The 23,178-nt window shown below is 73.9% G+C and carries 23 protein-coding genes; 16 read left to right on the plus strand and 7 right to left on the minus strand.

Translation table 11 applies throughout. From position 1 onward, the window contains the following. The first annotated feature begins 27 nt into the window (after nucleotides 1-27). From bioB to WN71_RS15820, 4 genes are all read left to right on the plus strand, one after another. Complete coding sequence (gene bioB, locus WN71_RS15805) at nucleotides 28-1,314, plus strand: biotin synthase BioB (protein ID WP_046587561.1); 1,287 nt, start codon at nucleotides 28-30, stop codon at nucleotides 1,312-1,314. Then, the gene (locus tag WN71_RS15810; RefSeq protein WP_420856503.1) at nucleotides 1,307-2,644 is read left to right on the plus strand and encodes an adenosylmethionine--8-amino-7-oxononanoate transaminase; all 1,338 of its coding nucleotides are present in this window, start codon (nucleotides 1,307-1,309) and stop codon (nucleotides 2,642-2,644) included. The genes bioB and WN71_RS15810 overlap by 8 nt, the downstream gene beginning before the upstream one ends. A 1-nt stretch (nucleotide 2,645) precedes the next feature. Next, on the plus strand, nucleotides 2,646-3,398 hold the full coding sequence (bioD, locus tag WN71_RS15815) for a dethiobiotin synthase (protein WP_046587564.1): 753 nt from the start codon (nucleotides 2,646-2,648) through the stop codon (nucleotides 3,396-3,398). 111 nt (nucleotides 3,399-3,509) lie between these two features. After that, nucleotides 3,510-4,178 carry a class I SAM-dependent methyltransferase gene (locus WN71_RS15820; RefSeq protein WP_046587566.1) on the plus strand — a complete coding sequence of 223 codons (669 nt, stop codon included), beginning with the start codon at nucleotides 3,510-3,512 and terminating at the stop codon, nucleotides 4,176-4,178. Nucleotides 4,179-4,232: 54 nt separating this feature from the next. On the opposite strand, the gene WN71_RS15825 is transcribed toward WN71_RS15820, so the two are convergent. Together WN71_RS15825 and WN71_RS15830 are read right to left on the minus strand one after the other, a co-directional pair. Then, entirely contained in the window at nucleotides 4,233-4,607 is a 375-nt protein-coding gene (locus WN71_RS15825; RefSeq protein WP_046587788.1) for a hypothetical protein, read from the minus strand. 154 nt (nucleotides 4,608-4,761) lie between these two features. After that, the gene (locus WN71_RS15830) at nucleotides 4,762-5,037 is read right to left on the minus strand and encodes a hypothetical protein (RefSeq protein ID WP_046587568.1); all 276 of its coding nucleotides are present in this window, start codon (nucleotides 5,035-5,037) and stop codon (nucleotides 4,762-4,764) included. 212 nt (nucleotides 5,038-5,249) lie between these two features. Here WN71_RS15830 and WN71_RS15835 point away from each other — a divergent pair, with 212 nt between their 5' ends. The 8 genes from WN71_RS15835 (at nucleotide 5,250) to mug (ending at nucleotide 14,803) form a co-directional block, all read left to right on the plus strand. Next, the gene (locus tag WN71_RS15835; RefSeq protein WP_046587570.1) at nucleotides 5,250-6,101 is read left to right on the plus strand and encodes an ABC transporter ATP-binding protein; all 852 of its coding nucleotides are present in this window, start codon (nucleotides 5,250-5,252) and stop codon (nucleotides 6,099-6,101) included. Between the two features lie 4 nt (nucleotides 6,102-6,105). Next, a complete protein-coding gene (locus tag WN71_RS15840; protein ID WP_046587572.1) occupies nucleotides 6,106-8,673 on the plus strand; it encodes an ABC transporter permease in 2,568 nt (855 codons plus the stop codon). A gap of 89 nt (nucleotides 8,674-8,762) precedes the next feature. Further along, a complete protein-coding gene (locus tag WN71_RS15845) occupies nucleotides 8,763-9,200 on the plus strand; it encodes a GNAT family N-acetyltransferase (RefSeq protein WP_107469663.1) in 438 nt (145 codons plus the stop codon). A gap of 164 nt (nucleotides 9,201-9,364) precedes the next feature. After that, entirely contained in the window at nucleotides 9,365-10,693 is a 1,329-nt protein-coding gene (locus WN71_RS15850; RefSeq protein ID WP_046587578.1) for a hemolysin family protein, read from the plus strand. Then, entirely contained in the window at nucleotides 10,690-11,703 is a 1,014-nt protein-coding gene (locus tag WN71_RS15855; protein WP_046587580.1) for a hemolysin family protein, read from the plus strand. Before WN71_RS15850 ends, WN71_RS15855 begins: the two co-directional genes overlap by 4 nt. Nucleotides 11,704-11,850: 147 nt before the next feature. Next, nucleotides 11,851-12,633, plus strand: coding sequence for an SGNH/GDSL hydrolase family protein (locus WN71_RS15860; protein WP_046587582.1), 783 nt, complete (start codon nucleotides 11,851-11,853; stop codon nucleotides 12,631-12,633). Nucleotides 12,634-12,731: 98 nt separating this feature from the next. Then, a complete protein-coding gene (gene purB, locus WN71_RS15865; protein ID WP_046587585.1) occupies nucleotides 12,732-14,174 on the plus strand; it encodes an adenylosuccinate lyase in 1,443 nt (480 codons plus the stop codon). Further along, entirely contained in the window at nucleotides 14,171-14,803 is a 633-nt protein-coding gene (gene mug, locus WN71_RS15870; RefSeq protein WP_079177888.1) for a G/U mismatch-specific DNA glycosylase, read from the plus strand. Before purB ends, mug begins: the two co-directional genes overlap by 4 nt. On the opposite strand, the gene WN71_RS15875 is transcribed toward mug, so the two are convergent. Genes WN71_RS15875 through WN71_RS15885 form a run of 3 tightly spaced genes read right to left on the minus strand, consistent with a single transcriptional unit; the run spans nucleotide 14,781 to nucleotide 16,911 of the window. Continuing rightward, the gene (locus tag WN71_RS15875) at nucleotides 14,781-15,224 is read right to left on the minus strand and encodes a hypothetical protein (RefSeq protein ID WP_046587588.1); all 444 of its coding nucleotides are present in this window, start codon (nucleotides 15,222-15,224) and stop codon (nucleotides 14,781-14,783) included. The genes mug and WN71_RS15875 overlap by 23 nt on opposite strands. A gap of 41 nt (nucleotides 15,225-15,265) precedes the next feature. Then, nucleotides 15,266-15,967 carry an ABC transporter permease gene (locus tag WN71_RS15880; protein ID WP_046587793.1) on the minus strand — a complete coding sequence of 234 codons (702 nt, stop codon included), beginning with the start codon at nucleotides 15,965-15,967 and terminating at the stop codon, nucleotides 15,266-15,268. A gap of 20 nt (nucleotides 15,968-15,987) precedes the next feature. Next, the gene (locus WN71_RS15885) at nucleotides 15,988-16,911 is read right to left on the minus strand and encodes an ATP-binding cassette domain-containing protein (protein ID WP_046587590.1); all 924 of its coding nucleotides are present in this window, start codon (nucleotides 16,909-16,911) and stop codon (nucleotides 15,988-15,990) included. A gap of 107 nt (nucleotides 16,912-17,018) precedes the next feature. Between WN71_RS15885 and WN71_RS15890 the strand changes: the two genes are divergently transcribed. From WN71_RS15890 to WN71_RS15900, 3 genes are all read left to right on the plus strand, one after another. After that, a complete protein-coding gene (locus tag WN71_RS15890; protein ID WP_079177889.1) occupies nucleotides 17,019-18,275 on the plus strand; it encodes a sensor histidine kinase in 1,257 nt (418 codons plus the stop codon). After that, complete coding sequence (locus WN71_RS15895) at nucleotides 18,266-18,928, plus strand: response regulator transcription factor (RefSeq protein WP_046587593.1); 663 nt, start codon at nucleotides 18,266-18,268, stop codon at nucleotides 18,926-18,928. Before WN71_RS15890 ends, WN71_RS15895 begins: the two co-directional genes overlap by 10 nt. Nucleotides 18,929-19,015: 87 nt before the next feature. Then, the gene (locus WN71_RS15900; protein ID WP_046587595.1) at nucleotides 19,016-20,173 is read left to right on the plus strand and encodes an ROK family transcriptional regulator; all 1,158 of its coding nucleotides are present in this window, start codon (nucleotides 19,016-19,018) and stop codon (nucleotides 20,171-20,173) included. A gap of 204 nt (nucleotides 20,174-20,377) precedes the next feature. Here WN71_RS15900 and WN71_RS15905 read toward each other — a convergent pair whose 3' ends face one another. Together WN71_RS15905 and WN71_RS15910 are read right to left on the minus strand one after the other, a co-directional pair. Beyond that, nucleotides 20,378-21,139: a GntR family transcriptional regulator gene (locus WN71_RS15905; RefSeq protein ID WP_046587597.1), complete on the minus strand. Its 762-nt coding sequence runs from the start codon at nucleotides 21,137-21,139 to the stop codon at nucleotides 20,378-20,380. A gap of 237 nt (nucleotides 21,140-21,376) precedes the next feature. Beyond that, entirely contained in the window at nucleotides 21,377-22,261 is an 885-nt protein-coding gene (locus WN71_RS15910; protein ID WP_046587599.1) for an RNA polymerase sigma-70 factor, read from the minus strand. Between the two features lie 124 nt (nucleotides 22,262-22,385). Here WN71_RS15910 and WN71_RS15915 point away from each other — a divergent pair, with 124 nt between their 5' ends. Beyond that, nucleotides 22,386-23,039: an NADPH-dependent F420 reductase gene (locus tag WN71_RS15915; RefSeq protein ID WP_046587602.1), complete on the plus strand. Its 654-nt coding sequence runs from the start codon at nucleotides 22,386-22,388 to the stop codon at nucleotides 23,037-23,039. Nucleotides 23,040-23,178: the final 139 nt, after the last annotated feature.

The following is a 23,178-nucleotide window of genomic DNA, read 5'->3' on the forward strand; positions in this document are numbered from 1 at the left end:
CCCTCCTGTAGGACAGGATCGACCCTCATGGACCTGCTGAACACGCTGGTGGACAAGGGGCTTCGGCGCGAGACGCCGACCCGCGAGGAAGCTCTGGCCGTTCTCGCCACCTCCGACGACGACCTGCTCGATGTGGTGGCCGCGGCCGGCAAGGTGCGCCGGCACTGGTTCGGCCGACGGGTGAAACTGAACTACCTCGTCAACCTCAAGTCCGGCTTGTGCCCGGAGGACTGCTCGTACTGCTCGCAGCGCCTGGGCTCGACGGCGGGCATCCTGAAGTACACCTGGCTCAAGCCCGACCAGGCCTCCGAGGCGGCCGCGGCGGGCCTGGCCGGGGGCGCGAAGCGGGTCTGCCTGGTGGCGTCCGGGCGCGGTCCGACGGACCGGGACGTCGACCGGGTGTCGGACACGATCCGCACGATCAAGGAACAGAACGAGGGCGTCGAGGTGTGCGCCTGTCTCGGCCTGCTCTCCGACGGCCAGGCCGAGCGGCTGCGCGAGGCGGGCGCGGACGCCTACAACCACAACCTCAACACGTCCGAGGCCACCTACGGCGACATCACCACCACGCACACGTACGCCGACCGGGTCGACACCGTGCAGAAGGCGCACGCGGCCGGGCTCTCCGCCTGCTCGGGCCTGATCGCCGGTATGGGTGAGAGCGACGAGGACCTGGTTGACGTCGTGTTCTCGCTGCGCGAGCTGGACCCGGACTCCGTTCCGGTGAACTTCCTGATCCCGTTCGAGGGAACTCCGCTGGCGAAGGAGTGGAACCTGACCCCGCAGCGCTGCCTGCGCATCCTCGCGATGGTCCGGTTCGTCTGCCCCGACTCCGAGGTCCGCATCGCGGGCGGCCGCGAGGTCCATCTGCGCACCATGCAGCCGCTCGCGCTGAACCTCGCCAACTCGATCTTCCTCGGCGACTACCTCACCAGCGAGGGCCAGGCCGGCAAGGCCGACCTGGAGATGATCGCCGACGCCGGTTTCGAGGTGGAGGGCGCCGACCAGGTCACCCTGCCCGAGCACCGGGTCGCCGGCGGCGGCTGCGGCGCACACGCGGGCACGGAGAGCGGCGGCTGCGGCTCGCACGAGGAGGCCGGCTGCGGCTCCCACGCGGGCGGCGGTTGCGGCTCGCACGCGGGCGGCGTCTGCGGCTCCCACGCGGGCGGTGGCGTCTGCGGTACGACGACGGCGGCGCCGGCCGAGGCCTCGACCGAGGCCGCTCCCGCTCCCGCCGGCCCGAACGAGCCGCGCCCCGACCTCGTGGCGGTCCGCCGCCGGGGCGCCGGAACGGACCTGGCGCCCAATGCCTGACGCCCTGCCCGCGTCCCCGCCCGACCTCGCGTCGCCCGGCCCCGCGTCCGTCGCGGGGCCGGACACGGCCGAGCTGCTCGCACTCGACCGGCGGCACGTCTGGCACCCGTACGGACCCATGCCGGGCCGTCAGGAACCGCTCGTCGTGGAGTCGGCGAGCGGGGTCCGGCTGCGGCTCGCGGACGGCGCGGGCGAGCTGGTCGACGGCATGTCCTCCTGGTGGTCGGCCATCCACGGCTACAACCACCCGGTGCTGAACGAGGCCGCGCACGCCCAGCTCGGCCGGATGAGCCACGTGATGTTCGGCGGGCTCACCCACGAGCCCGCCGTACGTCTGGCGAAACTCCTCGTCGACATCACGCCCGAGGGTCTGGAGCACGTCTTCCTGGCCGACTCCGGCTCGGTGTCGGTGGAGGTGGCCGTGAAGATGTGCCTCCAGTACTGGCGCTCGCTCGGGCGGCCCGGCAAGCACCGGCTGATGACCTGGCGCGGCGGCTACCACGGTGACACGTGGCAACCCATGTCCGTGTGCGACCCGGACGGCGGGATGCACGACCTGTGGACCGGGGTCCTGCCGCGCCAGATCTTCGCCGACGCGCCTCCGGCCGAGTTCGACGAGCGGTACGCCGACCGGCTGCGCGCGCTCGTCGCCCGGCACGCCGACGAACTGGCCGCCGTGATCGTCGAGCCGGTGGTGCAGGGCGCGGGCGGGATGCGCTTCCACTCCCCCGCCTATCTGCGGGTGCTGCGCGAGGCGTGCGACGAGCACGGCGTGCTGCTCGTGTTCGACGAGATCGCCACCGGCTTCGGGCGCACCGGCGCGCTGTTCGCGGCGGAGCACGCGGGCGTGACCCCGGACGTGATGTGCGTCGGCAAGGCGCTGACCGGCGGCTATCTGACGATGGCGGCGACGCTGTGCACCTCGCGGGTGGCCGAGGGCATCTCGCGCGGCGAGGTGCCGGTGCTGGCGCACGGCCCGACGTTCATGGGCAACCCGCTGGCCGCGGCGGTGGCCTGCGCCTCGCTCGGGCTGCTGCTCGGGCAGGACTGGCGCGCCGAGGTCGGGCGGATCGAGGCGGGCCTCAGGGACGGGCTGGCCGGGGCGGCGGACCTCGACGGCGTGAAGGACGTACGGGTCCTCGGCGCCATCGGGGTCGTCCAGCTGGACCACGAGGTCGACATGGCGGCGGCGACCCGGGCCGCGGTCCGCGAGGGCGTGTGGCTGCGGCCGTTCCGCGACCTCGTGTACACGATGCCGCCGTATGTGACGGGTGACGAGGACGTGGCACGGATCGCGCGCGCGGTGTGCGCCGCGGCGCGGGAGGGATGACATGCCGATTCTGGTGATCAGCGGGACGGGCACGGAGATCGGCAAGACGGTCGCCACGGCCGCCGTCGCGGCGTCGGCGCTCGCGGCGGGCCGCTCGGTGGCCGTGCTCAAGCCGGCCCAGACGGGGGTACGACCGGACGAGCCCGGGGACGCCGAGGAGGTCGCGCGGCTCGCGGGCCCCGTGACCGCCGCCGAACTGGCCCGTTTTCCCGAGCCGTTGGCGCCCGCGACCGCGGCGCGCCGGGCCGGTCTCGCTCCCGTGGGCCCGGAGCAGGTGGCGGAGGCGGCGCAGAAGCTGGCCGCCGAGCACGACCTGGTGCTGGTCGAGGGCGCGGGCGGGCTGCTGGTGCGGTTCGACGCGGCGGGCGGCACGCTGGCGGACGCGGCGGGCCTGCTCGGCGCACCGGTGCTCGTGGTCGCCCCGGCCGGTCTCGGCACCCTGAACGCGACCGAGTTGACCGCTCGTGAACTGCGGTTCCGTGAGATCGAGTTGGCAGGCGTGGTGATCGGCAGCTGGCCCGAGGAGCCGGATCTCGCGGCGCGCTGCAACCTCGCCGACCTGCCGGAGGTGGCGGGCGCGCCGCTGCTGGGCGCGCTGCCCGCGGGCGCGGGTTCGCTGACCCCGGCGGCGTTCCGGGCGGCGGCTCCGGGCTGGCTCGCCCCCGGGCTGCACGGCCGGTGGGACGCGGAGGCGTTCCGGGAGCGGGAGGCAGCGCGGGCGTTCCCGGGGCGGGAGGCCGCGCAGGCCCGGTGAGCGATGGAGCGTGAACGGTGAAGCGTGAGCGGTCGGGCGTGAGCCGCAGGGGGTGCGCGGGCGGTGTTGCGGGAAGAATCGCGGTATCGGCCAGCGCGCAGGAGGTCCGCCATGACCACGCGAACCACCCGGGACGCCGTCCACCACCCCCTTTTCGCGCGGTACTACACGCGGGTCAGCGTGCGGGCGGAGAGCGCGCTCGGCATGGCCGCCCTGCGCGACCGGCTGCTCGCCGGGCTCTCCGGCCGGGTGATCGAGATCGGCGCGGGCAACGGGCTGAACTTCGCCCACTATCCGGGCGCGGTCGCCGAGGTCGTGGCGATCGAACCGGAGCACACCCTGCGGCAGGCGGCCGTTCAGGCGGCCCTGCGCGCGGAGGTGCCGGTCGACGTCGCGCCCGGTGCGGCGGAGGCGCTGCCGGTCAAGAGCGAGGCGTTCGACGCGGCCGTCCTGTCGCTGGTGCTGTGCAGCGTGCGGGATGTGCCGCGAGCGCTCGCGGAGGCGCGGCGGGTGCTGCGGCCGGGCGGTGAGCTGCGGTTCTTCGAACACGGCGCAGGCGGCGGCCGGTTGATGGGCGTCACCCAGCGGACCCTGGACCGCACGGTGTGGCCGGCACTGAACGGCGGCTGCCGTCTGGCGCGCGACCCGATCGCCGCCGTACGGGAGGCCGGCTTCGAACTCGGGCCGTACCGGCGGCTGTTGGTTCCGGACAAGGGGCCGGTGCTGCCGACGTCGTACTGCGTACTGGGTACGGCGTGGCGGCCGGTGGAGGCGGTCTGAGACGAAGACCCCGAGCCGCCCGGGGCCGGACACGGCGGTCCAGCGCGCCAGTTGTCAGGCGCCCCAGCGGCGGAGTTCGCCCGCGATGTCGTGCATCGACACCTCGCCGGTCGCCACCAGCCGGGCCAGGTCGCGCACTTGCTCGGCCGAGGGGGCGGGCTTGAGGCCGGAGGCGACCAGGTAGCCGTACGCCACCGCGCACGCGAAGAGCGCGTTGGAGCGCTCCAGGGCGGGGACGCGGATGAGGAGTTGGAGCAGCGCGGCGGCGCGGGCGTGCGGGGTGTCGTAGACCGGGACGCCGAATATCTCGGCGCGATGGCGGGCGACGGCCGCGACCAGCGCGCCCCAGTCGGCCACCTGGGCGTCGCCGGGGGTCCGCTGCTCGGCGAGCATGAGCAGCCAGGCGAGGTCGACGGCGAGGTCGCTCAGGGGGCCTTTGTCCGGGGGGTCTTCGCTCAACGGGCCTTTGTCCGAAGGGTCGTCACTCAAGGCGTCTTCGCCTGGGGAGTCGTCACTGAAGGGTTCTTCGTCCGGGGAGTCGTCGCTCAAGGGGTCTGCGTCCGGGGAGTCGTCGCTCAGCGGGTCAGCGGCGCTCTTCGCGGGCTCGGGCGGCGGCGCCGGGCTCGCCGGATGGTCGGACCGGTGCCGGGGTGCGGGTCTGCTCCCCCGCGAACACGGACTCGTACTGCTTCATGAAGTCCGCGGCGGCCTCGACGAAGGTGTGTCCCGCCTCGCCGGTGTCCTGCCGGACGAGTTCCTCGATGTAGCGGTTGACGCTCATGCCGCGGGCCACGGCGCGCTCGCGCGCCGCGCGGGCGGTGTCCTCGTCCACGCGCACGTTCAGCTGAGTCTTCGCCATGACTCGAAGCTAGCGCCGCAGCGCTAGCACGGCAAGGCTCCTCTCCCGGGTGGAGAGTGCCCCCTACACCGGTGTCGGATGCCCGACCTGGGGAGGAAGCCGCCTGCGACCTCGGGGGGATACCGGCTGTGGGCCGCATCACATTACGCTCGGCCGGGGAAACGGAGTCTGTCAGCACGCCATGCCCGCGAAGGACCGCCAGGGAGGCAGTCTTGTCCACATCTGCTGCGGAGCACGCCCAGGACACCGGCGTCGCCGCCCGCGCCCGGGGCCTGACCAAGGCGTACGGCACGGGCGAGACGACGGTCCTCGCCCTGGACGCGGTGGACGTCGACATCGCGCGCGGCCGCTTCACCGCCGTGATGGGGCCCTCGGGCTCCGGGAAGTCCACCCTGATGCACTGTCTGGCCGGCCTCGACACGGTCTCGGCCGGTCAGGTGTGGCTCGGCGGCACGGAGATCACCGGGCTCAGGGACCGGGAGCTGACGCGGCTGCGCCGGGACCGGATCGGCTTCATGTTCCAGTCGTTCAACCTCATCCCGACGCTCAACGCCCTCGAGAACATCACGCTCCCCATGGACATCGCCGGTCACCGGCCGGACGAGAAGTGGCTCGACCAGGTCATCGACACCCTGGGGCTGCGGGACCGCCTCAAGCACCGGCCCGCCCAGCTCTCCGGCGGCCAGCAGCAGCGGGTGGCGTGCGCGCGGGCGCTGGCCTCCCGGCCGGAGCTGATCTTCGCGGACGAGCCGACCGGCAACCTCGACTCCCGGGCGGGTCTGGAGGTGCTCGGCTTTCTGCGGGAGGCGGTGGACGGCCTCGGGCAGACCGTCGTCATGGTGACGCACGACCCCGGCGCGGCGGCCCACTCCGACCTGGTGCTCTTCCTCGCGGACGGGCGGATCGTGGACGCGATGGAGCGCCCCACGGCGGACGCGGTGCTGGAGCGGATGAAGCGGTTCGACGGCATCCGCTCCACGCTCGGCGGGCAGCCGGACGCGACGGAGCACGGCGACACAGCCGCATCGCACGCGGCCGAACGAGGCGTCGCCGAGGGAGACTGACCCCGTGCTCAAGGCGACGCTGCGCAGCTTTCTCGCCCACAAGGGGCGGCTGCTGCTGTCCGCCCTGGCGATCGTCCTGTCCGTGGCCTTCGTGGCGGGCAGCCTGATCTTCTCCGACACGGTCTCGCGCACCTTCGACCGGCTGTTCGCGTCGACCTCCGCCGATGTGACGGTGGAGCCGAAGCAGGACCTCACCTCCGCCGTGCCGACCGGCGCGACCCAGACCCTGCCCGCCGCGCTGGCCGCGACGGTGGCGAAGGTGGACGGTGTCGCCGCGACCCACATCGACGCGGCCACCAACCAGGTCACGGTCGTCGACGCGAGGAACGACCCGGTCGGCCCGACCACCGGCGCCCCCACCATCGTCACCAACTGGTACGTCACCGACCGCAGTCCGGTGCGGCTGACCTCCGGGCACGCCCCGCACGGCGCGGACCAGGCGCTGCTCGACGCGGACACCGCCGACCGCAGGCACCTGGGGATCGGCGACGTCATGTCCGTGCAGGCGCAGCCCGGCACCTTCCGGGTGCGGATCGTCGGCATCGCCACCTTCAGCACCACCAACCCGGGCTCCGCGCTGGTCTTCCTGGACACGCCGACGGCGCAGCGCAGGCTGCTCGGCTCGACGAGTCGGGCGACGAGCATCTCGGTGGACGCGGCGAAGGGGGTCGACGACGCGGTGCTCAAGCGCCGGGTCGTCGCCGCGCTCGGCGGCACCGGTTACGACGTGAAGACAGCGGGCGAGCAGGCCAAGTCCGCGGCCGCCCAACTGGGCACGTTCCTCGACGTCATCAAGTACGTCATGCTCGGCTTCGCCGGGATCGCGACCCTCGTCGGGATATTCCTCATCGTCAACACCTTCTCCATGCTGATCGCGCAACGCACCCGGGAACTCGGCCTGTTGCGGGCCCTGGGCGCCGACCGGCGTCAGGTGCGCCGGTCCGTCCTCACCGAGGCGGTGCTGCTCGGCCTGGTCGGGTCGACGCTGGGTCTGGCGGCCGGGATCGGGCTGGCGGTCGGGCTGATCGGGCTGATGAGCGCCTTCGGCATGAACCTCAGCACCGCGGAGATGGTCATCGGGTGGGGCACCCCCGTCGCGGCGTACGCCGTCGGCGTGGGCGTCACCTTCGTGGCGGCGTACCTCCCGGCCCGGCGGGCGGCGGCGGTGTCGCCGATGGCGGCGCTCGCGGACGCCGAGGTGGCCGGGGTGGGACGGCCGCTGACGGTACGGGCGATCGTGGGCGGCCTGGTCGGGGCGGTCGGCGCGGCCGCGCTCGCCGGGTGTGCGGCGGCCGACCGCACGGCGACGTCCGCCTCGCTGCTGGGGCTCGGCGTGGTGCTCACCCTCGTCGCGACCGTGATCGCCGGACCGCTGCTGGTGCGCCCGGTGATCCGGGTGCTGGGCGGGGCCTTCCCCGCCGTGTTCGGCTCGGTGGGCCGGATGAGCCAGCGCAACGCCCTGCGCAATCCGCGCCGGACCGGCGCCACCGCGTCGGCGCTGATGGTGGGGCTCGCCCTGGTGACCGGCATGTCGGTGGCCAGCGCGTCCATGTCGCGCTCCTTCGACGAGCAGATCGACAAGACCCTCGGCGCGGACTTCGTCGTCCAGAACGGCAACTTCCTGCCGTTCTCGTCCGAGGTGACCGGCACGGTCCGCGCGACCGACGGTGTCGGTCTGGTCGTACGGCAGCGGTTCGCGGCGGTGGCGGTACGGCTGCCGGACGGCCGGCGCGTGGAGACCACCGCGGCCGGGTATGACGACCGGCTCGACGACGTCGCCCACATCAAGTACGAGGCGGGGAACACGACGTCGGCCCTCGCGCCGGGGAGCCTCGCCATGGACGCGGGCTTCGCCGCGGACCACGGCGTGCGGATCGGCACCGTCCTGCCGGTGGAGTTCCAGGGCGGCCGTAAGACCTCCCTGCGGGTCGGGGCGCTCACCAACCAGGACACGGCCGACGGCTTCGGCACGCAGGGCGGGCTCTACTTCGGCATCGCCACGGTCGAGAAGTACGTCCCGAGCGGGCAGGACTCCGCGCTCTACGTCAACGCCTCCCCCGGCACCGGCGCGGACACCCTGCGGGCCCGCCTCGACCGGACCCTCCGGCCGTATCCCCAGGTCCAGGTCCGTGACCAGGCCGACTACAAGCAGCTGGTGCACGACCAGATCGCGGTGCTGCTGTACCTGGTGTACGCGCTGCTCGGCCTCGCGATCGTGATCGCGGTGCTGGGCGTGGTCAACACGCTCGCGCTGTCGGTGGTCGAGCGCACCCGGGAGATCGGTCTGCTGCGCGCGATCGGCCTGGGGCGCCGGCAGTTGCGGCGCATGATCCGGCTGGAGTCGGTGGTGATCGCGGTGTTCGGCGCGGTCCTCGGGCTCGCGCTGGGGCTGGTGTGGGGGGTGTGCACGCAGCAGGTGCTGGCGCTGCGGGGCCTGAAGGCGCTGGCGATCCCGTGGAGCACGGTGGTCGCGGTCGTCATCGGGTCCGCGGTGGTCGGGGTGGTGGCGGCGCTGCTGCCCGCGCTGCGGGCGTCGCGCATGAACGTGCTGGCGGCGATCGCGCACGAGTGAGAGGGGCGGCCGGCTCGGGGATCCCGCCCGGCTGTCCACATCGCGGAAATGCCGGGGCGGCGGGCACCCTCCGTGCTGGGATCAGGGGCATGACAAACATGACTGCGGAGCTGCGCATCCGCCCCGCCGGGCCCGCCGACCTCGACGCGGTGCTGGCCTTCTGGAAGACCGCCGCGGAGGGCACGAGCATCAGCGACGACCGCGACGGCGTGGAACGGCTCGTGGCGCGGGACCCGGAGGCGCTGCTGCTGGCCGAGCGGGACCGGGTGCTGGTCGGCACGGTGATCGCCGGGTTCGACGGCTGGCGCTGCCATCTCTACCGGCTGGCCGTGGACCCGGAGCGGCGCCGGCAGGGCATCGGCTCCGCGCTGCTCGCCGCGGCCGAGGAGCGGTTCGTCCGGCTGGGCGGCCGGCGCGGGGACGCGATGGTCCTGGTGCGCAACGAGACGGGGCAGCATGCCTGGCGGGCGGCCGGGTACCAGCCGGAGGAGCACTGGCGGCGCTGGGTCAAGCCGCTCGCCGACTGATCACCCGGATCGGGGACTCCCGGCCCCTTTGCCTTTCCTTTACCATCGGAGAGTGACCCGCCCTCCGATGAAAGGTGTGAACGTCCGCCCATGGACGAGCTTCCCGGCGACCGACACCGAGCGAACCTCCGTGCCCTGTCCGACGATGGGACGGAGGTGAGCCGATGACCGAGGTGCTTCTGCTTCTCGTGGCGGTGCTGCTCTCGCTGGCCTGCGGCGCCTTCGTCGCCGCCGAGTTCTCGCTGACCACCGTCGAGCGGGGCGCGCTGGAGCGGGCCGCCGAGCGCGGTGAGCGGGGGGCCTCCGGCGCCCTGGAGGCCGTACGGAATCTGACCTTCCAGCTGTCCGGGGCGCAGCTCGGCATCACCGTGACCAACCTGGTGGTCGGCATGCTCGCCGAGCCGTCGATCGCCAAGCTGCTGGCCGGTCCGCTGGAGGCGATCGGCATACCCGCCTCGGCGGCCGGCTCGGTCGCGCTGGTGCTGGGCACGGCCCTGTCGACCGTGTTCCTGATGGTCGTCGGCGAGCTGGTGCCGAAGAACTGGGCCATCTCCTCGCCGCTCGCCGTCGCCAAGCGGGTGGGCAACGCGCAACGCGTGTTCAGCGCCGCGTTCCGGCCCTTCATCACCCATCTCAACAACACCGCCAACCGGATCGTACGGCGGTTCGGCCTGGAGCCCGCCGAGGAGCTGGCGTCGGCCCGCGGGCCCAAGGAACTGGCCGCGCTCGCCCGGCACTCCGCCCGGGAGGGCGCCCTGGAGCCGGACACCGCCGAGCTGTTCGTACGGACCCTGAACCTCGCCGACCTCACCGCCGAGAACGTGATGACGCCCCGCGTCCAGGTCATGGCCCTGGAGGTCCAGGCCACCTGTGAGGACGTCGCGAACGCGACCCGCGCCACCGGCCTGTCCCGTTTCCCGGTCTACCGGAACAGCCTGGACTCGGTCGTGGGCACCGCGCACATCAAGGACGTGCTGGCCGTCCCGGCCTGGCGCCGGGCCCGGGTCTCGGTCGCCGAGGTGATGCGCGAACCGCTGCTGGTCCCCGAGACGCTCACCGTCGACCGGCTGCTCGACCGGCTCTCCGGCAAGCGCACCATGGCCGTCGTCATCGACGAGTACGGCGGCACCGCGGGCGTCGCCACACTGGAGGACATCGTCGAGGAGGTCGTGGGCGAGGTCCGCGACGAACACGATCCGCACGAGACCCCGGACCTCGCGCTCGCCGGGGTCGACGACGAGGGCCGCGCGCTGTACTCGGCGGACGGCTCGGCCCGCATGGACCAGCTCGCCCGGGTGGGCCTGCGCGCGCCGGAGGGGCCGTACGAGACGCTGGCCGGGCTGGTGGCGACGCGGCTCGGCCGCATACCGGACGTGGGCGACACCGTCGAGGTCGCCGGCTGGCGGCTCGACGTCGTCGACGACGCCGGGCGCCGGGCCGCCCGCGTCCTGCTGCACGCCCCGATCGCCTCGGACGAGGAGGACGCCCGATGACGGCGCTGCAGCTGCTGGTCGGCCTCGCCACCCTGGTCCTCAACGCGTTCTTCGTCGGAGCCGAGTTCGCGCTGATCTCCGTACGCCGCTCCCAGGTCGAGCCGCACGCCGAGAACGGCGACCGGCGGGCCAAGAGCGTGCTGTGGGGCCTGGAGCACGTCTCCGCGCTGCTCGCGGCGGCCCAGCTCGGCATCACGCTGTGCACCCTGGTCCTGGGCGTGGTCGCCGAACCGGCCATCGCGCATCTGCTGGAGCCGGTGTTCCACGCGCTGGGCGTCTCCAAGGGCGTCGGACACGTCGTCTCCTTCGCGATCGCGCTGTCCCTGGCGACGTATCTGCACATGCTGCTGGGCGAGATGGTGCCGAAGAACATCGCCCTCGCGGAGCCCGTGCGCAGCGCGCTGTTCCTCGGGCCGCCGCTGGTCACCCTGGCGCGCGCGCTGCGCCCGGTGATCTTCACGGTCAACGCGTTCGCCAACGGGCTGCTGAAGCTCCTGCGCGTCGAGACGAAGAACGAGGTCGCGGCCGCGTTCTCGGACGCCGAGCTGGCCATGCTGGTGAAGGACTCCGGCGCGGCGGGCCTGATCGACGCGCGGGCGCTGGAGCGGCTGAACGACGCCCTGGAGCTGGGGCGGCGGCCCGTGCGCGAGGTGATGCTGCCGCTGGAGCGGGTGGTGCGGGTGGGTGTCGGGATCACCGCGGAGCAGCTGGAGGCGGTCTCGGCGGAGTCCGGCTTCTCCCGTTTCCCGGTGGTGGACCGTGAGCGGCGCATCGTCGGCTATCTGCACGTGAAGGACGCGCTGGACTCCCTGCCGCGGGACGCGCCGTTCCCGATGGGGGACATGCGGCCGATCGCGCGGGTGCGGGAGGCGACCCCGCTGGACGACGTGCTGACCGCGATGCGCGGCAGCCGGACGCATCTCGCGGCGGTGCAGGGCGCGGACGGGCGGCTCACGGGACTGGTGACGATGGAGGACGTGCTGCGGGAGCTGTTCGGGCAGCCGGTCTGAGCGGCCCGCCGTTCCTCGGGACGGCTCGTCCGCCGGCCCGGAGGCCGAGCGGCGGCCGCCCGGCCCGGAGAGGCCGGCCGGCTGCCTCCGCGCCCGGGGAGGCCGACCGACCGGCGGGTATGGAGGCGGGTTACCATCGCTGTCGCCATGCACACGAATCCCACCCACAGCAGTCTCGTCGCGATCGGCGACTCCTTCACCGAGGGCATGTCGGACCTCCTCCCGGACGGTACCTACCGGGGCTGGGCCGACCTTCTGGCGGCCCGGCTGGCCGCGCGGACGCCCGGCTTCCGGTACGCCAACCTGGCGGTGCGCGGAAAGCTGATCGGCCAGATCCTCGACGAGCAGGTCGACGTCGCCGCGGCCATGAACCCCGACGTGATCACACTCGTCGGCGGGCTCAACGACACTTTGCGCCCCAAGTGCGACATGGAGCGGGTCAAGGGCGCGCTGACGGAGGCCGTCGAGCGGCTCGCGCCGTCCTGCAAGCAGCTCGTGCTGATGCGCAGCCCCGGCCGCCAGGGGCCCGTCCTGGAGCGGTTCCGGCCGCGCATGGAGGAACTCTTCGCCCACGTCGACGGCCTCGCCGAACGGCACGGGGCGGTGGTGGTCGACCTGTACGGCGCGCCCTCGCTCGCCGACCCGCGCATGTGGGACGTGGACCGGCTGCACCTGACGGCAGAGGGGCACCGCCGGGTCGCCGAGGCGGTCTGGCAGACGCTCGGCTACGCGGCGGAGGACGCCGAGTGGCGCACCCCGATGGCGGCCACGCTGCCGCCCGGGTGGGCCGCCCGCCGGGTCGCGGACGCCCGGTTCGCCCGGCAGCACCTGCTGCCGTGGATAGGCCGCCGCCTCACCGGCCGCTCGTCGGGCGACGGACTGCCGCCGAAGCGCCCCGAGCTGCTGCCGTACGACGGCCCGGTCGCGTAGGGACTTCCCCGGCGCGGGCGCGTGACGGGCGTCTCGTAGGTTCCGACAACCCCGGCCGCGTCGCTGGCCTGCACGAATCGCCAGTAGAATCACGTCACGTGACTTCTGCGCCCGCCAAGCCCCGCATCCCGAACGTCCTCGCCGGACGCTACGCCTCCGCCGAGCTCGCCACGCTCTGGTCCCCCGAGCAGAAGGTGAGGCTGGAGCGGCAGCTCTGGCTCGCCGTGCTGCGCGCCCAGAAGGACCTCGGCATCGAGGTGCCGGACGCGGCGATCGCCGACTACGAGCGCGTCCTCGACACCGTCGACCTGGCCTCCATCGCCGAGCGCGAGAAGGTCACCCGGCACGACGTGAAGGCCCGCATCGAGGAGTTCAACGACCTCGCCGGGCACGAGCACGTGCACAAGGGCATGACCTCCCGCGACCTCACGGAGAACGTCGAGCAGCTCCAGATCCGGCTGTCGCTGGAGCTGATGCGCGACCGCACGGTGGCGGTCCTCGGACGTCTCGGCCGGCTCGCGGGCGAGTACGCCGAGCTGGTCATGGCCGGCCGTTCGCACAACGTGGCCGCGCAGGCCACCACCCTCGGCAAGCGCTTCGCGACCGCCGCGGACGAGCTGCTCGTCGCCTACGGCCGGGTGGAGGAGCTGCTCGGGCGCTATCCGCTGCGCGGCATCAAGGGCCCGGTCGGTACCGCCCAGGACATGCTGGACCTGCTGGGCGGCGACGCGGACAAGCTCGCCGAGCTGGAGGACCGGATCGCCCGCCACCTCGGCTTCTCGCAGGCGTTCACCTCGGTCGGCCAGGTCTACCCGCGCTCGCTGGACTACGAGGTCGTCACCGCGCTGGTGCAGCTGGGCGCGGGGCCCTCCTCGCTGGCGAAGACGATCCGCCTGATGGCCGGGCACGAGCTGGTCACCGAGGGCTTCAAGCCGGGCCAGGTCGGCTCGTCCGCGATGCCGCACAAGATGAACACGCGCTCCTGCGAGCGGGTCAACGGCCTGATGGTGATCCTGCGCGGCTACGCCTCGATGACCGGCGAGCTGGCCGGCGACCAGTGGAACGAGGGCGACGTGTCGTGCTCGGTGGTCCGCCGGGTCGCGCTGCCGGACGCGTTCTTCGCGCTCGACGGCCTGCTGGAGACGTTCCTGACGGTGCTCGACGAGTTCGGCGCCTTCCCCGCGGTCGTCGCCCGTGAGCTGGACCGCTACCTGCCGTTCCTCGCCACGACGAAGGTGCTGATGGGCGCGGTCCGCGCGGGCGTCGGCCGCGAGGTCGCCCACGAGGCGATCAAGGAGAACGCGGTGGCCACCGCGCTCGCGATGCGCGAGCAGGGCGCCGAGCGCAACGACCTGCTGGACAAGCTGGCCGCGGACGACCGCCTCCCCCTCGACCGTGCCGCGCTGGAGGCGCTGATGGCGGACAAGCTGTCGTTCACCGGCGCCGCGGCCGCCCAGGTCGGCGTGGTCGCCGGCCGGATCGAGGAGCTCCTCAAGCAGCACCCCGAGGCGGCCGGTTACACGCCGGGGGCGATCCTCTGACCCGTTTCACCCAGGCGGAGCTGGAGGCCGCCCGCGACCGGCTCGTCCCGGACGTGGTCGCGGACGGCCTCGACGTCCTGTTCTGCGGGATCAACCCGGGCCTGATGACGGCGGCCACCGGCCACCACTTCGCCCGCCCCGGCAACCGCTTCTGGCCCGTGCTGCATCTGTCGGGGTTCACGCCCCGGCTGCTGCGGCCCGCGGAGCAGGGGCGGTTGCCGTCCCTCGGGCTCGGCATCACCAACGTGGTGGCGCGGGCCACCGCGCGGGCCGACGAGCTGGGCGCGGAGGAGTACCGGGAGGGAGGGCGGCTGCTCGCGCTGAAGGTGGCCCGCCTCGAACCCCGCTTCCTGGCCGTCGTCGGGGTGACCGCCTACCGGGCGGCATTCGGCGACCGCTTGGCCCAGGTCGGCCCGCAGGAGCGGACGTTCGGCCGGACCCGGGTGTGGGTCCTGCCGAACCCGAGCGGGCTGAACGCGCACTGGACGGCCGCGACGATGGCCGAGGAGTACGCCCGCCTGCGGGAGGCCGCGCGCGGCGGCGGGGAGCACGGCCGAGGGGTGCACGGCGGCGGGGAGCACGGCCAAGGGGAGCACGGCGGAGGGGTCAGTACGGGTCCACGTCCGTGACCACGGCCAGCAGTTGGAACGGCAGTTCGCGGTCCCACTGGGAGACGCCCAGCGCCACCCAGCGCCCCGTGCGCGGCGAGCGCCACAGGAGCAGGTCCGGCACGTGCGCGCTGAGCGAGGCCCACGGCTCGTCGACGTCCTCGCCCGCGGCAGTGCGCTCGAAGGTGCTGTGCAGGCCGAAGTGGTCGGCCTGGCCCAGGTGTTCACGCAACCGCTGGGCGAGCGCCTCGCGTTCGAACCCGAACTGCGCCTCCGTCTCCTCGCGTTCCGTCCCGTCGTCCTCCCAGAAGTCGCCGCTGGTGGCTAACTCCGCCAGGTGGTAGCCGGGTCCCCCGCTGCCGTACGCCGTCCGGCCCCGCTCGGCGGGGAAGTCCCGCACGTCGAGGGCGAGGACGGTCTCGGCCCACTGCGCGATGTCCATGGCAGCAAGTAAACCGGCCCGCACTGACATCCGGTGCCCGGTCAGGCGTCACATCCGCGTACCCTTCCCGTCCCCGCCAGCAGTGCGGCGGCCGCCCATGCCGCCGTCACGGCGAGCCCGCTCCACATTCCGAACGCGCCGTCCGAGCCGCTGTGCAGCACCACCTGCCCGGCCCGGTCGGGCAGCGCGTCCGCCAGCGTGCCCGACATGTCCCCGATCACGAAGGAGACGGAGAGCAGCAGCGGGATCAGCAGACCGAGGGTGGCGACGCCACTGCGCAGCACGGCCGCCACGCCCACCGCGGCCAGTGCCATCAGCGTCAGGTAGACACCGCAGCCGACCGCGCCGCGCACCTGCTCGCCCGCGCTCAGCGGGTGGGCCGCGGCGCACCCGCACGCGACTCCGGTGACCAGACCGACGAGCAGCACGGGCAGCGCGACCGCCAGCGCCTTCGCGGCGAACCACCGTACGCGGCACGGGACCGCGGCCAGTGTGACGCGCAGGGCGCCGTCCCGGAACTCGGCCGACACCACGGCCGTGGCGAAGGCGACAACGGCGATCTGCCCGAAGGTGACGCCGAAGAACGCCGAGAACAAAGGGTCTTCGGCCGAGGAGCCGTCGCCCCGCGCGGCGAGCACGGAGAACCCGACGGTGACCGGCAGCACCGCGCACAGCGCGACGAGATGCGAGCGCACCGTACGGATCTTCAGCAACTCGGCGTGCAGCACCGGCAGGAAGGGCATGGGGGGAGTCGTCCGCATGATCAGGCCTCCTGCGCGTGCGGGGTCGTGAACTCGGCCTCGGAACCCGTCAGATCGAGGTACGCCTCTTCCAAGGTGCCGTTCTCCGGAGCGAGTTCCAGGAGCGGGATGCCCGCGGCGCCGGCCATGCGCCCGATGTCGTCCACCCGGACCCCCGACACGCTCCAGCGTCCGCCGCCCTGGTCGGCCGCGGTGTGCCCGTGGCGCGCGAGCAGCCGGCCGAGGGCGGCCGGCTCCGTGGTGCGGACCCGCACCCGGGGCCGTACGCGCGCGTCCACGAACTCCCGCATCGGGGTGTCGGCGAGCAGGCGTCCACGCCCGAGGACGACGAGATGGTCGGCGAACTCGGCCGTCTCGTGCATGAGATGGCTGGAGACCAGCACCGTGCGGCCCTCCGCGGCCAGCCGACGCAGCAGGCCCCGGATCCACACGATGCCCTCGGGGTCGAGGCCGTTGGAGGGCTCGTCGAGCAGCACCGCGGCGGGGTCGCCGAGCAGGGCGGCGGCGATGCCGAGGCGCTGGCGCATCCCGAGCGAGTACGTCCGCACGCGGCGCCTGCCGACCGGGGCGAGCCCCACCTGCTCCAGCATCTCGTCGGCGCGCCGCGCGGGGATGCGGTGGGTGGCCGCGAGCACGCGCAGGTGGTCGCGTGCGGTGCGCGCGCCGTGCGCGGCGCCCGCGTCGAGCAACGCCCCTACGTGGCGCAGGGGTTCGCGCAGCCGGGCGTAGGACCGGCCGCCGACCGTGACGGTGCCGGAGGTGGGCCGGTCCAGGCCGAGGACGAGCCGCAGGGTGGTGGACTTCCCGGCGCCGTTGGGCCCGAGGAAGCCGGTGACCCGGCCGGGCCGGACGGTGAGGGTGAGACGGTCCACGGCACGCCGGGGGCCGTGGTCCTTGGTGAGGTCGTGGAAGTCGATGCCGGTCATGACGGCAGCCTCGCGCGGGCGGGGCGGCCGGCTCCTCCCCCGCGGGTGGAGATCGTCTCCCCCGCGCGGGGGAGGTCCGGCCCGGCGGCGGCTGGCACGATGACGGCATGGTCCGCCTGCCGCGCCTGCTCGCCCACGGGACGACGTACACCCGCCCGCCGCACCCACTCCGGCGCGGGACGACGTACACCCGGCTGCTGCGCCCGCTCGTCCGCGGGACGACGTACACCCGGCTGCTGCACCTGTGGGTGCCGATGCTCGTCGTCAGTGTCTGGTTCTACATCGACATGGCGGACTGGTGGGTGCCCGCGGCGGTGCTCGCGCCGGTGGGTCTGGTGCCGGCCGTGCGCCGGGGCGAGGGCGTGCAGGCGCGGCTGCTGCTGACGCCGGGCGACGCGGAGGCGGACATCTCCGTCGGCCCGGCGGCGACCTGGGGCGACCGGCTGCGGACCGTCGTGTGGCTCGAAGTGCGCATGGTGCTGGGCGCGGTGACGACCGTCGCCTGCGTGTGGCTGCCGATCCTCGCCTACGAGCTGGCGCGGGTGACGACCGGGCACGGATCCGGCGAGATCCCGGCCCTCGGCCCGCTCGCCGGGCACGGGTGGTGGGCCGCCGCCGTCCCGGTGCCGCTGCTCGTGCTGTACGGCGTCGTCGTCGGCCTCGGCGCCACGGCGACCGCCGCGGCCCGCGCGCTGCTGGGTCCGTCCGCGGCGGAGCGGCTGGCGGCCCTGGAGGCGCGTACCGAGCAGTTGCTGGAACGCACCCGTATCGCGCGGGAGTTGCACGACTCCATCGGCCACGCCCTGACCGTGGCGGTGGTGCAGGCGGGCGCGGCGCGCGCGGCCGGCGACGCGGGGTTCACCGACCGGGCGCTGCAGGCGATCGAGGAGACCGGGCGGGCCGCACTGGAGGATCTGGAACGGGTGCTCGGCGTGCTGCGCGAGGCGCCGCGGCCGCTGAGCGGCCGGCCCACGCTGGCGGAGGCGGACCGGCTCCTGGAGTCCGCGCGGATCTCCGGTGCGCGGGTCGACGCCGAGGTGACCGGTCCGGTGGGGTCGGTGCCCGGCCCGGTCTCCCGGGAGGGCTACCGCATCCTTCAGGAGGCCCTGACCAATGTGATCCGGCACGCGGGGCCGGTACCGGTGCGGGTCCGCGTCGACGTCACGGACACCGTCGTGGCGCTGGAGGTGCGCAATCCGCTGGCCGCGGGCGCCTCGGCGCCGGGCGGGGGCAGCGGGCTGCGCGGGATGCGCGAGCGGGCGGCGCTGCTGGGCGGGCGGGCGCACACCGGGCCCGAGGGCCACGAGTGGCGGGTCCGGGTGGAGCTCCCCTCCAGTGGATCTACGCTGGCCGGATGCCGCTGACCGTGCTGCTCGTCGACGACGAGCCTCTCGTGCGCGCCGGGCTGCGCGCGATCCTCGACGCACAGCCGGACATCGAGGTGGTCGGCGAGGCCGCGGACGGCGCGGCGGTGATCCCGCTGGTGCGGCGGCTGCGGCCGGACGTGGTCGCCATGGACGTACGGATGCCGCTGCTCGACGGCATCGAGGCGACGCGCGCGGTGCTGCGCACCGTTCCCGAGCCGCCGCGGATCCTCGTGGTGACGACGTTCGAGAACGACGAGTACGTCTACGAGGCCCTGCGGGCCGGTGCCGACGGCTTCCTGCTGAAGCGGGCCCGCCCCGAGGAGATCGTGCACGCGGTACGGCTGGTCGCCGAGGGCGGCTCGCTGCTCTTCCCCGCGTCGGTACGGCGGCTCGTCGACACCTACGGCGCCGAGCGCGGGAATCCGGCCGCGCGGGCGGCGCTGGAGCGGGCCCGGCTGACCGAGCGGGAGGCCGAGGTGCTGCGGCTGATGGCCCGCGGGCTGTCCAACGCGGAGATCGCCGCGCGGCTCGTCGTCGGTGCGGAGACGGTCAAGTCGCATGTCAGCGCGGTGCTGGCGAAACTGGGGGCGCGGGACCGCACGCAGGCCGTGATCGCGGCGTACGAGTCGGGGTTCGTGGCCCCGGAGTGAACGCGGTGGGCGGTACCTGGCTATCGCCGCTTTCCGCCATGCCGAGTACGATCCGGCCAACACGCGCACGAGCTGGGAGGACGGACGGTGGGGCGGCTGACCGGCGGGGATCCCTCGCTGTTGCGAAGGATCAATTCCGCGGTGGTGCTGCACGCGCTGCGCGCCACGGACTGTGCGACGCTCACCGAGATCACCCGGGTCACCGGGCTGTCCCGGCCCACCGTGGAGGGCGTGGTCGAGGGGCTGATCGAGGCCGGTCTGGTGGTGGAGAAGGCCGCCGACGACAGCATGGCACGCCGGCAGGGGCGGCCCGCGCGGCGCTACCGGTTCCGGGCGGAGGCCGGGCATCTGCTGGGCCTGGAGGTCGGCGCGCACCGGGTGGCCGCGCTCCTCGCGGACCTGGACGGGCGGGTGATCGGCGCGCAGGCCCGCGAGGTCGACGAGACGCTGGACGCCGACGAGCGGCTGGAGCGGCTGCGGGGCGCGGTGGCCGAGCTGCTGCGGCGGGCCGGGGTCTCCCGCGGCTCGCTGCGGGCCGTCGGCGTGGGCACGCCGGGCATCGTCGAGGACGGGGGCGTGGTGCGGCTCGGCACGGCGCTGCCGGAGTGGACCGGGCTGCGGCTCGGCGAGCGGCTGGGCCGGTCCTTCAAGTGCCCGGTGCTGGTCGAGAACGACGCGAACGCCGCCGCGGTGGCCGAGCACTGGAAGGGCGCCGCCACCGAGTCCGATGACATGGTGATGGTCCTCGCGGGGCTGAGCCCCGGCGCGGGCGCGCTCATCGGCGGGCGGCTGCACCGCGGTTACGGCGGCGCGGCGGGCGAGATCGGCGCGCTGCACCTGCTCGGCCGCGAGGTGACCCCGGAGACCCTGCTGTCGACGACGGACGAGCCGCTGCACCCGCTGGACGAGCAGGCCGTCGCCGAGGTCTTCGCCCTGGCCAAGAAGGGCGACCTGCGGGCCCGTGCGGCCGTCGAGCGGTTCATCCAGCGGCTGGTGCACGACGTGGCCGCGCTGGTGCTCGCCCTCGATCCCGAACTGGTCGTGATCGGCGGCTGGGCGGCGGGCCTCGACGGCGTCCTGGAACCCCTCCGCCGCGAACTGGCCCGCTACTGCCTGCGGCCCCCGAAGGTGACGCTGTCGATGCTGGGCGAGGCGGCGGTCGCCACGGGGGCGCTGCGCTTGGCTCTGGACCATGTGGAGGAGGAGCTGTTCGCCGTGGAGGGTACGGGCGGCACCCGACGCTAGGGTCAGGCGGGCCTGGGCCGTGTCGGTCCGGATCTGCGGGCCGGTGGGGCCCGTTCGCGCAGTTCCCCGCGCCCCTTTCAGGGGCACCTCGCAGCCGTGCCCCGAAAGGGGCGCGGGGAACTGCGCGACCAGCCACGACGGACCCGCGCAGCTGCGAGTTGGCCCCGAAGAGGGGCGCGGGGAACCGCGCGGACGGAGCTCGCGTCAGGACGCGTGGCGGTGGGGGTCCTCGTGGATCTCCACGTTGCCCGAGTCGCCGAAGGTGAGCCGGCAGGTGTCGGCGCGGTAGGTGGCGACCGAGAGCGCGGCGGTGCGGCCGGCGGCGAGGTAGCGGGTGGTGACGACCAGGACGGGGGCGCCGGGCAGGCGGTCCAGCTCCTTCGCGTCGTCCGCGCGGGCCGAGCCGAGCTCCACCGCGCTGTCCCGGCCCTCCAGCTCCAGCCGCTGGAGTTCGCGCAGCACGGCCCGCGCGCGGGCCACCCCGGCCGGGGCGTCGATGCCCGAGAGGTCGGGGACGGAGGCGGCGGGGATGTGCAGCAGTTCGGCGGCGACCCGCTGACCGTGCGTCACGCGGGACCGCCGTACGGTGTGCACGGGTTCGTCCGCACCCGTCTCCAGGGCCGCCGCGACGGCCGCGGCGGGCACCTCGGTGACGCAGTCGACGGGCTGCCAGGCGTCCCCCGGCGCGCCCGGCCACACGTGCAGTTCGGTGCCGACGGCCACGCCCATGCGCGGCGGCGCGACGGTCGTCCCCACACCGCGGCGGCGCTGCAGCCGGCCCTCCAGTTCGAGCTGTTCCAGGGCCTGCCGGAGCGTCGCGCGGGCGACGCCGAACCGGGCTGCCAGATCACGCTCGTTGGGCAGGATCTCGCCCACCGAGAACTCGGAGTCCAAAGCTTCGCTGAGCACGGTCTTGAGGTGCCAGTACTTAGGCTCCGGCACCGATTCCAACTGCGTGGTCCCCACCCTGTCCTCCGCAATCGCCGTGATCCGGCAGCGTTTTAGCGCCCTTGTTTATTAAAGGTTGTTGCACTTCTTTGCGACGATAAGGGGGCCCCCACCCTTGGTCAAGACCAATCATCGAACCCATACGGGGCATAGAGGCGCCGTGCAGCGCAGCGTTCATGGGGCGTTCGCAGTCGGCCGTTTCCGTGACATCGCGGCAAAGCTCCCGTCGTGCGACGGGCCGGACGGACGGCCGGATCAGGCCGTGGCGAGGGCCGTCAGCTTGTCGGGGTTGCGGACGATGTACACCGCCCGGACGCGGCCGTGGTCGGCCTCGATCTGGAGGAGGCTGTCGGGCCGGCCGGCGGTCAGCACCAGCACGGCGGGGCCGCCGTTGACCTCCAGGGGGCGCAGGGACAGGTCCGGGGTCCCCTGTGCCGAGACGGCGGCGATGAACCGGGCCACCTTGTCGGCGCTCTCCAGCACCCGGACGGGCGCCTTGGCCTTGCCGCCGCTGTCGGCGACGAGCCGGGCGTCGGGGGCGAGCAGCGCCAGCAGGCCGTCGAGGTCGCCCTCGACCGCGGCGGCGAGGAAGCGCTCGGTCAGGTCGCGGCGTTCGGCGGGATCGACGTCGTAGCGCGGCCTGCGTTCGTCGACATGGCGCCGGGCCCGCCCGGCGAGCTGGCGGACGGCCGCCTCGCCGCGGTCGAGCGCGGCGGCGATGTCGGCGTAGGGGTAGCCGAACGCCTCCCGCAGCACGAACACGGCGCGCTCCAGCGGGGAGAGCGACTCCAGTACGACCAGGAGGGCGAGCGAGACGGAGTCGGCGAGGACCGCGCGTTCGGCGCCGTCGGGGACGGTCGCGGCGAGGTCGGTGGGGTACGGCTCCGGCAGCCACGGCCCGACGTAGGTCTCGCCGCGTGCCTTGATCCGGCGCAGCCGGTCGACGGCCAGCCGGGTGGTGACGCGCACGAGGTAGGCGCGGGGGTCGCGGACCGCGGCGCGGTCGGCGCCGGACCAGCGCAGCCAGGCGTCCTGGACGACGTCCTCGGCGTCCGTCACCCGCCCCAGCATCCGGTAGGCGACGCCCATCAGGACGGAGCGGTGCGTTTCGAAGACGTCGGTCGCGGTGTCGGTGCCCACGGGCCCATCCCATCCGACACTCGCCCCGCTGTCCACGCGGAACCGGCCCGTCCGGGGCGGGCGACGCAGAATGATCCTCGGTGGGGTCGCCGGTGGCCGGCGGCCCGGCGACGGGAGGTCTGCGATGCGGTACGCGGTGCTGGGCACGGGCGACGTCGGCCGGACCCTGGGCGGCAGGCTGGTGGGGCTGGGGCACGAGGTGGTGCTCGGCTCGCGGACGAAGGACAACCCTGCGGCGCTGGAGTGGGCGGGCGCCGCGGGGCCCCGGGCCGGCACGGGCACGTTCGCGGAGGCCGCCGCGGCGGCCGAGACCGTGGTGAACGCGGTGGGCGGCCAGGTCGCGCTGGCCGCGCTGGAGGCGGCGGGTGCGCAGCACCTCGACGGCAAGGTCCTGGTGGACGTCTCCAACCCGATGGCCTTCGAGGACGGGCAGCTGACCCTCGACCCCGTCGGGTCGGACAGCGTGGGCGAGCAGATCCAGCGGGCGTTCCCCGGGGCGCGCGTGGTGAAGACGCTCAACACGGTCAACTGCCAGGTGATGGTGGAGCCGACGCTGGTCGCGGGCGCGCACCAGATCTTCGTGTGCGGGGCGGACGCCGACGCCAAGGCACAGGTGACCGCCATGCTCGGGGAGTTCGGCTGGCCCGCGGAGCGGGTGCTGGACCTGGGCGGCATCGAGGCGGCCCGCGCGGTGGAGATGTATCTGCCGCTGTGGCTGAGCCTGTTCCGGCAGTTCGGCGACGCCGACTTCAACATCGAGGTGCGCAGGGGGCGTTGAGGTCCGGCGTCCCGCCAGGGGCGCGGGGAGCATGTCGGGCCGTCGGCACGCAGTGGCTGCCCGCGACGCCGTCCGGCCGTAAGGGTGCCTTCCGGCGTGGGGGCTACCCGCTGGTAGCAATTGCTGACAAGCTGTCTAC

The sequence above is a fragment of the Streptomyces mangrovisoli genome, assembly GCF_000974985.2.
Classification (GTDB): Bacteria; Actinomycetota; Actinomycetes; order Streptomycetales; family Streptomycetaceae; genus Streptomyces; species Streptomyces mangrovisoli.

Excerpts from the sequence above, each read along its gene's own strand:
- bioB (WP_046587561.1), top strand. The coding sequence starts at position 28 with ATGGACCTGCTGAACACGCTGGTGGACAAGGGGCTTCGGCGCGAGACG.
- WN71_RS15810 (WP_420856503.1), top strand. The coding sequence starts at position 1,307 with ATGCCTGACGCCCTGCCCGCGTCCCCGCCCGACCTCGCGTCGCCCGGC.
- bioD (WP_046587564.1), top strand. The coding sequence starts at position 2,646 with ATGCCGATTCTGGTGATCAGCGGGACGGGCACGGAGATCGGCAAGACG.
- WN71_RS15820 (WP_046587566.1), top strand. The coding sequence starts at position 3,510 with ATGACCACGCGAACCACCCGGGACGCCGTCCACCACCCCCTTTTCGCG.
- WN71_RS15830 (WP_046587568.1), bottom strand. The coding sequence starts at position 5,037 with ATGGCGAAGACTCAGCTGAACGTGCGCGTGGACGAGGACACCGCCCGC.
- WN71_RS15845 (WP_107469663.1), top strand. The coding sequence starts at position 8,763 with ATGACAAACATGACTGCGGAGCTGCGCATCCGCCCCGCCGGGCCCGCC.
- WN71_RS15850 (WP_046587578.1), top strand. The coding sequence starts at position 9,365 with ATGACCGAGGTGCTTCTGCTTCTCGTGGCGGTGCTGCTCTCGCTGGCC.
- WN71_RS15855 (WP_046587580.1), top strand. The coding sequence starts at position 10,690 with ATGACGGCGCTGCAGCTGCTGGTCGGCCTCGCCACCCTGGTCCTCAAC.
- WN71_RS15860 (WP_046587582.1), top strand. The coding sequence starts at position 11,851 with ATGCACACGAATCCCACCCACAGCAGTCTCGTCGCGATCGGCGACTCC.
- WN71_RS15875 (WP_046587588.1), bottom strand. The coding sequence starts at position 15,224 with ATGGACATCGCGCAGTGGGCCGAGACCGTCCTCGCCCTCGACGTGCGG.
- WN71_RS15880 (WP_046587793.1), bottom strand. The coding sequence starts at position 15,967 with ATGCCCTTCCTGCCGGTGCTGCACGCCGAGTTGCTGAAGATCCGTACG.
- WN71_RS15885 (WP_046587590.1), bottom strand. The coding sequence starts at position 16,911 with ATGACCGGCATCGACTTCCACGACCTCACCAAGGACCACGGCCCCCGG.
- WN71_RS15890 (WP_079177889.1), top strand. The coding sequence starts at position 17,019 with ATGGTCCGCCTGCCGCGCCTGCTCGCCCACGGGACGACGTACACCCGC.
- WN71_RS15895 (WP_046587593.1), top strand. The coding sequence starts at position 18,266 with ATGCCGCTGACCGTGCTGCTCGTCGACGACGAGCCTCTCGTGCGCGCC.
- WN71_RS15915 (WP_046587602.1), top strand. The coding sequence starts at position 22,386 with ATGCGGTACGCGGTGCTGGGCACGGGCGACGTCGGCCGGACCCTGGGC.